General features: G+C 42.5%; 8 protein-coding genes and 1 pseudogene. 3 read left to right on the top strand and 6 right to left on the bottom strand.

What is annotated here, in order from left to right:
- Nucleotides 1-122: pseudogene (locus O9300_RS09750) on the top strand (IS630 family transposase); the annotation flags it as partial.
- A 17-nt stretch (nucleotides 123-139) separates the two neighbouring features.
- Here O9300_RS09750 and O9300_RS09745 read toward each other — a convergent pair.
- The 6 genes from O9300_RS09745 to speA all read right to left on the bottom strand — a co-directional run bounded on the left by O9300_RS09745 (nucleotide 140) and on the right by speA (nucleotide 6,803).
- Nucleotides 140-700, bottom strand: a complete 561-nt coding sequence (locus O9300_RS09745) for a PIN domain-containing protein (RefSeq protein ID WP_287971456.1) — start codon at nucleotides 698-700, stop codon at nucleotides 140-142.
- On the bottom strand, nucleotides 684-1,163 hold the full coding sequence (locus O9300_RS09740; protein WP_287971455.1) for an excisionase family DNA-binding protein: 480 nt from the start codon (nucleotides 1,161-1,163) through the stop codon (nucleotides 684-686). Before O9300_RS09740 ends, O9300_RS09745 begins: the two co-directional genes overlap by 17 nt.
- A 189-nt stretch (nucleotides 1,164-1,352) precedes the next feature.
- Nucleotides 1,353-1,838, bottom strand: a complete 486-nt coding sequence (locus tag O9300_RS09735) for a PIN domain-containing protein (protein WP_190722250.1) — start codon at nucleotides 1,836-1,838, stop codon at nucleotides 1,353-1,355.
- A complete protein-coding gene (locus O9300_RS09730) occupies nucleotides 1,835-2,110 on the bottom strand; it encodes a UPF0175 family protein (RefSeq protein WP_150977635.1) in 276 nt (91 codons plus the stop codon). The genes O9300_RS09735 and O9300_RS09730 overlap by 4 nt, the downstream gene beginning before the upstream one ends.
- A 560-nt stretch (nucleotides 2,111-2,670) precedes the next feature.
- Nucleotides 2,671-4,686, bottom strand: coding sequence for a ribonuclease catalytic domain-containing protein (locus O9300_RS09725; RefSeq protein WP_287971453.1), 2,016 nt, complete (start codon nucleotides 4,684-4,686; stop codon nucleotides 2,671-2,673).
- A 77-nt stretch (nucleotides 4,687-4,763) separates the two neighbouring features.
- On the bottom strand, nucleotides 4,764-6,803 hold the full coding sequence (gene speA / locus O9300_RS09720) for a biosynthetic arginine decarboxylase (RefSeq protein ID WP_287971452.1): 2,040 nt from the start codon (nucleotides 6,801-6,803) through the stop codon (nucleotides 4,764-4,766).
- A gap of 278 nt (nucleotides 6,804-7,081) precedes the next feature.
- On the opposite strand from speA, the gene O9300_RS09715 reads away from it, so the two are divergent.
- Nucleotides 7,082-7,615, top strand: coding sequence for a DUF4330 domain-containing protein (locus O9300_RS09715; protein ID WP_190722246.1), 534 nt, complete (start codon nucleotides 7,082-7,084; stop codon nucleotides 7,613-7,615).
- Between the two features lie 120 nt (nucleotides 7,616-7,735).
- Entirely contained in the window at nucleotides 7,736-8,326 is a 591-nt protein-coding gene (recR, locus tag O9300_RS09710) for a recombination mediator RecR (protein ID WP_071823408.1), read from the top strand.
- Nucleotides 8,327-8,709 lie beyond the last annotated feature (383 nt).

Raw genomic sequence — 8,709 nt, 5'->3', positions numbered from 1 at the left:
GAGAATTTGAAAATAAAGAAGAACTGGAAAAAGTAGTCAATCAGCTTTTAAATGAAGGGGGATTGATTATTAAATGGAGTAGAAAACTTAAAAATAAGGGTAATGCTGTCAATGTAACTTAAATGCGTAAAAGCTTATATCAAAGAATTTTAGTTATCTTTTGACAAAAATTAGATAAATTGGCTTTTTTATCTAAAAACTCTAGTAATTCAGCTAGAGATTTTTGAGGATTTTTATATTTCTCGACCTGTCGATTTAGACTGAATTTAATTTCTTCGGGATATTCATCGAACAAATGACTTAAAAAAGTATCAGGAGATTGAGCCTTTATACCCCAAGTTTCTAAAGCTGACAGTGAAAAATCAGGAAGATTATTAGTTAAAATTAGATTAGCTTTAGCCATAACAGCAGTTGCTAGAACATGACGGTCTTGTAAGTCATTTGTCATTAACTCAATTAAACCAGATGGCACTTCAATCATGGCTTCGGGAAAAGCTGCTTTCATTGTCTCCACTAAATTAAGGGCTTTTATTGAAGTTATATTATATCGATTAATCAGATTGCGGGTTGTTTCTTCTAAAATTAATTTCGACCAGTAAGGCGAGTATAAACCTTGCCAAGCAATTGATAATAAAGTATCGCGTAAATACTGAGGAATAAGAACACAAGCATCTAAAACAACCCTAGGCTCTGCTGTCATCTAGGTTTAATTCCTCATCTTTTCTGTATAGTCCTTCCGCTTCAGTCATGGCTACAAGGTTATTTAAAATTTGTTCTCTTTCTCGATATTTTTTCTCTTTATATATTAGCAAATCTTCTCGTTTTATTCGTTTATCACTGCCTACATTAGTCGATAAAATTTGCCCCTGTTCTAGTAATTTTATTAGATAAGAGTTAGAAACATTTAACAAATTAGCCGCTTCTTCTATAGTTAAATCCTGATGGGTAACATTTAACTGAATTACCTGTCCCGATGCTAAGGCAGCCACACTGTAACGAAGTACCATTAAAACCGATTCGGGAATATGGATATTTTCTCCCTGTTCGGTTACGAGTCTCGTCGGGATTTCTCTATTAAGCAGCTGATTTAATTGGGTTATTTGTTCAGTTTCTTCGGGTTCGACAACAAAATGAGTTGGGTCAAAATTAGAATATTTACTCATATCAAAGAATGACTCCACGCATTGATATTATTTCACCTCATTTTAACATACCAATCTGACAGGGGGACAAGAACCCTGAAATCGATACATCATAAGCTTTCTAGAGCTTTTGATCGAATAAGTTTTCCGCACTGGCTCCCATTTATCGATAAAATTCTGGCTCTTCTGGTTTCTGTGTGGAATTAATTTCTAGCTTTCTTCAGCCATTCCTAATATTTCTTGATAAAGAATTGGGCTAATTCTTTTACCTTGACTCAAAAACTGCTCTAAAATGGGTTTAACTTCAATAATAATTCCTTTCTTTTTAGCGATTAATAAAAGTCCAATTGTTCCAGTTACGGGCAAATTTCTAGACTGAGCGACTTTTCTTCCTAATTTTTCGTCTATTAAGACTCGATTCGCTTTTAATTCTTCTGCCAAGACAATTGTAGCCGCTTCCCCCAAATCTAGTTTAAACTGAATTTGCAATTGTAATAATTGAGCGGGAGATTGAAGGGTAAATACCTCAATCCACTGAGCAGCAGGAACAACCGAAGCAGCCCGATGATTTCCTGTGGTGACTTCATTATAAACTTCTTGGGGAATGATAATTTTGCTAAAGAGTTTTTGGAGTAAGTTAAGTTGACCAACTTTAGCTAACTCACTTAACGGAGTGGTATTAGAGACAATAATCACGCAGGAGAATCTTCTAATAGTTGCAGGGTTTCTGTAATTTCTTGTTCTAACTCTTCTCGATTTTGGTCGGGGAAGATGGCAACCCCATATTGACCCATAAGTTCGAGAACTTCTAAACGAGAGATTCCCAATAGCCTGCCAGCTATCCCACTACTAATTTCTCCATGTTTTAACAAAGTCATGATATATGCTATCTTAGCCTGTTCCTCTGCTTGTGAATGGAGAGATTCCGAGATATTAATAGGCAAATCAAATCGTATAGTTATGGTCATACGTTGGGATTATGCAGAAGTTTTTGGCTCTTTTAACTGCCAGATACTAACATTTTATACTAAATCCGTTGAGTAACGCACAGAAAACGGGTTTCTCCGAGAAACCCGTTTTCTGCTCATGCACTCATGCAAAAAGGGGAATAAATAATCAGTCTTTAATAACCAGATTTAGTATTACAACAGATTTGCGCCCGTAGGTTGATTTGATCTATCATTTTTCTAGAGTAAAAACAGACGGTTCTTCGTTACTTAGTATAGTTCGATAGGGTGGCATAAATCGACTAAATTCTTATCTGGCAAGAGATTTAATTGATTAGTTCGCTCTAGATCAAAAACAATTAACAAAAATCGCTAAATGCCTTTCTCTATAAGAGTTTCATCCCTTATAACCTCCGTCCATTGCATAACACAAACCGAAGAACCTTATTTAGGGTTTGCGGCAAAAAGCTTTTCGGTGGTGGCAGGGTGTGGGGTAGTGGAGCATTTGGCTGAAATTTCCCTAAACCCCTAAATCCCTATCACCCTATCTCTCGACTCCTGAATACTGACTCCCCGAGAGATTAACTTGCTTGGGAGGAGACAAAACCCGATAACTCGCGAAAACGGATCTCATCGCGGTGGGGATCAGAGCGACTAACTTGTACTTGAAAGCGATCGCCTAAAGATACCGAGCGCTCAAAACGATGGGGTAATTCTAACCCCAATTCCTCCAATAAAATCAAGCCTAAATTTTCCTCTTCCCGCAGCCAGCGCAACACCAAAGCTTGCCAGACTTGATCTCCCTGTCGTCGCAAGAATTCCAAACTCCAATAACGATTAGTTTGTCGTTCCACCGAGGTGGCTTCTTGGGCTGAACTAGCGACACTATAGAGAATTTCCTGCATTCTATCCCGGGTAAAAGGCAGTTGATCGCCCCGGAGATGGGCTTTTAGTTGAAAATGGGTCAAAAGGTCAGTATAACGGCGAATTGGCGAAGTTACTTGGGAATAGGTATTCAATCCCAGACTAGCATGACGGTTAGGAATCGTCGTCATCTCACTGCGCGGCATACAGCGACGCAAGGCACAGGAACGCACCGGGCCCGCAGGTAGTAAAATTAACTCCTCATCGGGGGGTAATTCCGGTTGTGGTTGTCCGCGGAAAGGCACGGGTATCTCGTGTTCCTGACAGTAGCGACCGGCGATTTCTCCGGCTAAAATCATCATTTCCGCCACTAATTGCCGAGATGGAGAAACTTCCTGCAATTCTACGATAATTTCGTCGTTATCCTTCACCTTAATGGATGATTCTGGCATTTGGATGTTAATCGATCCCTGAGATTTGCGCCATGCGTGGCGTTGTTTTGCCCAACGGTTGAGAATCCTTACTTCCGGTTCATGCTGCAGATCCAGATGTAACATTTCGTCCACATCTTCGTAGGTGAGGCGATAGGTAGGTTTAATTGTACTAGGATGAATCCGATAATCGGCGATCGCCCCCGTTTCATCGAGGATTACCCCAAAACTCAATGCGGGACAAAGTTTACCCTGTACCAAACTCATTGGACCGGCGGCCAATTCTAGGGGAAACATGGGAACCATTCCCGTGGGAAGATAAAGACTGGTACTGCGACGACGTGCTTCTAGGTCTAATTCATCATCGGGAAGCACTAAACGGCTAGGATCAGCAATATGGATCCAGAGACGATGACCACCATCCGCGAGCATTTCCACCGATAATCCGTCATCGATTTCCTCGGTACTTTCATCGTCGATGGTATAAATTTTTTGGTGGGTTAAATCGAGACGATTGTTGACATCCGCATCCGCAGGGGGATTGAGTAAATTAAGACGCGCCACATCAAGTACCTTTTTCGAGAATTGAACGGGGTAGGAACTGCGTCGCAGGAAAAGGTTTTCGTGACTACTCCACCATTTCAAATCGACTAACAATTCAAAAGCAGCCTCGGGGGTTTGGGAACGGCCCAGCAGCGAGAGTATGTCCATGGCTGCTGGATATTTTTGTTCGGGTTGGAGGATAAATTTTTCTAGAGATTCCAGACGAATTCGATCGCTTTCTGACCATTCTACCGTTTCACTGGCCAGGGCCTGTTGGAGACGTTGGAGAAATTGGCCTTTTTCCCGTTGACGCTGTTGTTCCACCTCTAGCTGGTGTTTGATTTCCTCTACCTGATTTTCCGATCGGGCTTCGTAACCATCCCCTTTATTTTTAAAATAAACTTTATCATCACTCAAGAGACAATGGGCCGCATAGCAAAACTGCGGACTGCGATCGGAAAAGAGAATCTCGGCCATGTCTTCGGGAGTGACTAACTGATTTTCCCCAGCTAATAATTCCCAGGCCACTTCTAAACCACTAGCATCTAGATAGGGTTGGACTTCCCGCAGAAAATTGCCAATCTCTTTATAGTTGGATGGACCTGCTTTGATAATGTAATCGAAGCGTTGGGGACGCAGTTTATGCGGGTTTCCCCCTTGATCGATGACGATCCAATCTTTTTTCCCTTCTGGGCGATCGATCACCCCTAAGCGCCTTTCTCCTTGGACGCGAAATTCTACCAGCGTTCCCTTATCCACTGCTTCCCCTTACTGCCTATCTATTTTGTCTATTTTCTATCATCCTCGATCGATTACTCGATCGGCAAGAGCAATCATCAATCCCCACCCACTAGATAGGTATAACGTCGCAAACTGCGTTCATAATCCTGTAGGAGTAATTGGGATTCTTCCACAGTCATGCGATTTTCCTGCAAAGCTTGTTCACAACGAAGACGAATTCTTTCTAACAGATCTTCTGCGGAATACTGCACATAACTTAATACTTCCGTGATCGTATCTCCTTTGACTAGATACTCGATATCGTATCCCTTGGGACTCATCTGAATATGTACCACATTGGTATCGCCAAAAAGATTATGTAAATTGCCCATAATCTCTTGATAAGCACCCACCAAAAACATTCCTAAATAATAGGGTTCTGGAGAATGTTTACCGTTTTTGTACTCCAACGGATGCAATTCTAAAACAGATTTTACGTCCCCGCGCAAATCGATAAACTGGGCAATTTTCCCGTCACTATCACAGGTTAAATCGGCGAGAATCCCTCTTTGGGTAGGTTCTCGATCGAGACGATGGATCGGCATAATTGGAAATAGTTGATCGATCGCCCAACTATCGGGAACTGACTGAAAAACCGAGAGATTGGCATAATAAATTGAGGCCATAATTTGCTCTAAGTCTTCCAAGTCATCGGGAACATAATCCTGTTGTCGGGCCACTTGCAGAATTTTGTGACAACAAGCCCAGTACAAATGTTCGGCTCTAGCTCGTTCCTTGAGACCGAGATAACCGAAATTAAACAGACTAATCGCCTCCTCTTTGAACTGTCCCGCATCGTGATAAGCTTCCTGATAATTGCGCTCATCGATACCCGTGTAGGTTTCCCAGAGATTACGGAGGATGAGGTGTTCTTTCCCATTGCAGGGATCGGGAGGGTTTTGGGGAACCTCACTACTTCCCAAGATATCAAAGACTAACACCGATTGATGAGAAGCGATCGCCCGGCCACTTTCACTGATGAGAATTGGGGGTGAAATCTGGGCATCTTCACAAGCTTCCTTGACCTCGGCCACGATATCATTGGCATAATTCTGCATATTGTAGTTTTTTGAGGCGTAGAAGTTAGTTTTTGAGCCATCGTAATCGACCCCTAAACCACCCCCCACATCGAGATAGGTCATATTTGCCCCTAATTTCGCTAATTCCACATAAATCTGACTAGCTTCGCGAATGGCATCCTTAATGACGCTAATAGCGGAGATTTGCGACCCGATATGATAGTGCAGCAGTTGCAGACAATCTAACATCCCCGCTTGTTCTAATTCCGTCACCACCGTTAAGATTTCCGGGACGGTTAAACCGAATTTTGCCCGGTCTCCCGTGGAACATCCCCAACGGCCCACCCCTTTTGTCCCCAGTTTCGCACGCACTCCCAAATGAGGGGCAATTCCTAACTGACGACTGACGCGCAGGGTTAAATATAATTCTTCCAATTGTTCGATGACAATCAAAGGCCGATGACCGAGACGAGTGGTCAACAGGGCTGTTTCCAGGTATTCTTTGTCCTTATAGCCGTTACAAATTAGCAATGGTTGTGTTTTGTCATTTTTGCCGTTTAAGGCAGGTTCTAGGGTAGCTAAAGCAATCATTAGCTCAGGTTTTGAACCAGCCTCAAGCCCAAATTGATAGGGTTTACCAAAACGCACTAAAGACTCGACGATGTGACGGTGTTGATTGCACTTGATCGGATAGACACCGCGATAGACATTGGCATAATTATAACGGGCGATCGCTCGGTTAAAACAGGCATTCAGGCGCTCGATCCGGTCTTCCAAAATATCACTAAACCGAATTAACAAGGGTAAACCGATATTACGCCGCTTAATCGCCGAAACTAACTCGTATAAGTCCAAAGAACCGCCCCTTTCTCCCTGGGGCGAAACGGTAATATTTCCTGCGGCATTGATCGAGAAATAGGGTTCTCCCCAGCCTTGGATGCGATAGAGATTTTCGCTATCTTCGATCGACCAATGTTTAACGGGGGCAACTTTTTCGAGGTTGTTACCGTCAGAAGGGGTCAGATCCACTGGAGATAATTGCTTTTCTTGTTTCTTAAGTTGAGTTTTACCCGCCATTGTCTATCGATCGCTCCGTGTGAGACTCCGATCTTCTATCTTAAGTCAGACTTCCTGTCCGCGACCAAGATTCCGATCGTGATAGAATCTATTAGCCCTCAGGAGGCAGGATTCAGGAGACAGGATTCAGGAGACAGGATTCAGGAGATTATTTGTATTTTCTCCCCATCCCCCATCACCCTAGGGTTGATTCATAGTAGGGTTGATTCATGAATCAACCCTACCCATCACCCCGTTCCCCTGTTCCCTTCTCCCCAAAATTTTATAGTGAACCGCTTATGAAATTATTAGACTCAAAAGGACGTTTATTCGGTAAATTTAGCTTGCTTGATATTGGAGCGGCCTTAGTAATTTTATTGACAATTATCGGGATTTTTGTTGTCCCGGGGACGAGTGGTAAAAGTACGATCGCTCAAGTTACCAAAGAACCCCTAGAAGTGGATGTTATTGTCCGGGGTTTAAGTGTTCTTAATCCCAATGCTTTGATTAATCAATTCAATACCGAGAAGAAAACTAATATTGTTATTCGTAATCAACCGGCCGGTCAAGTGGATATAAAAAATGTTAAAGCTTTATCGAGAAATGTCTTAGTTCCGCAGCCCGATGGTAGCGTGAAAGTCCTACCGGATCCCCGCACGGAAAACTATTCTCAAGATATGATTATGACTCTCAGTGGTCAAGCGGAAGTTACAGATACTGGTGCGGTTGTTGGCGGTCAAAAGGTGAAAATTGGCACTTTAATCGAGTTGGAAGGAGATAATTATAATTTCAACACCAGTGTTATCGATGTCCGTTTACCAAAAAGGTCTTAGTTAGTAAACAGTGAGCAGTAAACAGTGAAAAGACAGCAGGAAACTTCCATGTAACACTGCTCACTTGAAAACTCAAATCTGATAACTGATAACTGATAACTGATAAGAGGATTAACTGCTATTTATACACCGCCTTTAGCTCGTTTGATCGAGCAGTTACAAAAATTACCCGGGGTGGGACCCAAAAGCGCTCAACGTCTGGCCCTCTATATTCTCAAACGACCGGAACAAGATGCGATCGAATTGGCCCAGGCGATCGTAGCAGCCAAAAAACAAGTAGGATTATGTCAGGTTTGTTTTCATCTTTCGGCCGAACCGATTTGTGAAATTTGCCGCAATCCTAACCGAGAAACGGGGACTATCTGTGTGGTAGCTGACTCCAGAGATGTGATTGCTTTGGAGAAAACAAGGGAATATTCGGGCAAATATCACGTTTTGGGCGGTGTTATCTCGCCTATGGATGGGATTGGACCGGATCAATTAAATATACAGTCTTTAGTCACCAGAGTCAGCCAGAAAAAAATTCAGGAAGTTATCTTAGCTATCAGTCCCAGTGTCGAAGGGGAAACCACGACTTTGTATGTCGGGGGTTTACTGAAACCCTTCACTAAAGTTACCCGTATCGCTTTTGGGTTGCCCATGGGTGGTGATCTAGAATACGCTGATGAAGTAACCCTAGCGAGAGCTTTAGAAGGTCGTCGGGAATTGTAAAATCTCGCCAAGGTTGGGATTAAGTAGGGTTTGCTGAATAAATGTGAAATGTAGGCAAGGTAAGGGTTTTGTGGCTTTTCTCGTGAAACAGGTGCAAGATTTTGAAAGAATCGTGCTTCAACACCTTGCGTCTTCATCGGCCCGTGTCCTGTAGGGGCGAAGCATTCGGGCAATAACCTATCGGTGAAACGTAGATTTTCTATCCGAATGCTTCGCCCGTACTTTTTGCCGCCAACCCTAAGTAGGGCTTGCTGAAAAAGTCATTGAAAAGTACAGGTCTCTTAATCAATGATTTCACTTAGCTACAAGCATAAGCTTTAGTTGTTGATTAATTTTTAAGTTATAACTTATCCTAATCATTGACCGAGAAAAAGTGCTGTTTT

This window comes from Microcystis sp. LE19-195.1E, from assembly GCF_027532095.1.
Classification (GTDB): Bacteria; Cyanobacteriota; Cyanobacteriia; order Cyanobacteriales; family Microcystaceae; genus Microcystis; species Microcystis aeruginosa.
This window is presented reverse-complemented; position numbering and strand designations above follow the sequence as displayed.

Bases quoted from the DNA above. Each gene is read 5' to 3' on its own strand.
- O9300_RS09740 (WP_287971455.1), bottom strand. From the start codon at position 1,163: ATGAGTAAATATTCTAATTTTGACCCAACTCATTTTGTTGTCGAACCC.
- O9300_RS09715 (WP_190722246.1), top strand. From the start codon at position 7,082: ATGAAATTATTAGACTCAAAAGGACGTTTATTCGGTAAATTTAGCTTG.
- O9300_RS09745 (WP_287971456.1), bottom strand. From the start codon at position 700: ATGACAGCAGAGCCTAGGGTTGTTTTAGATGCTTGTGTTCTTATTCCT.
- speA (WP_287971452.1), bottom strand. From the start codon at position 6,803: ATGGCGGGTAAAACTCAACTTAAGAAACAAGAAAAGCAATTATCTCCA.
- O9300_RS09730 (WP_150977635.1), bottom strand. From the start codon at position 2,110: ATGACCATAACTATACGATTTGATTTGCCTATTAATATCTCGGAATCT.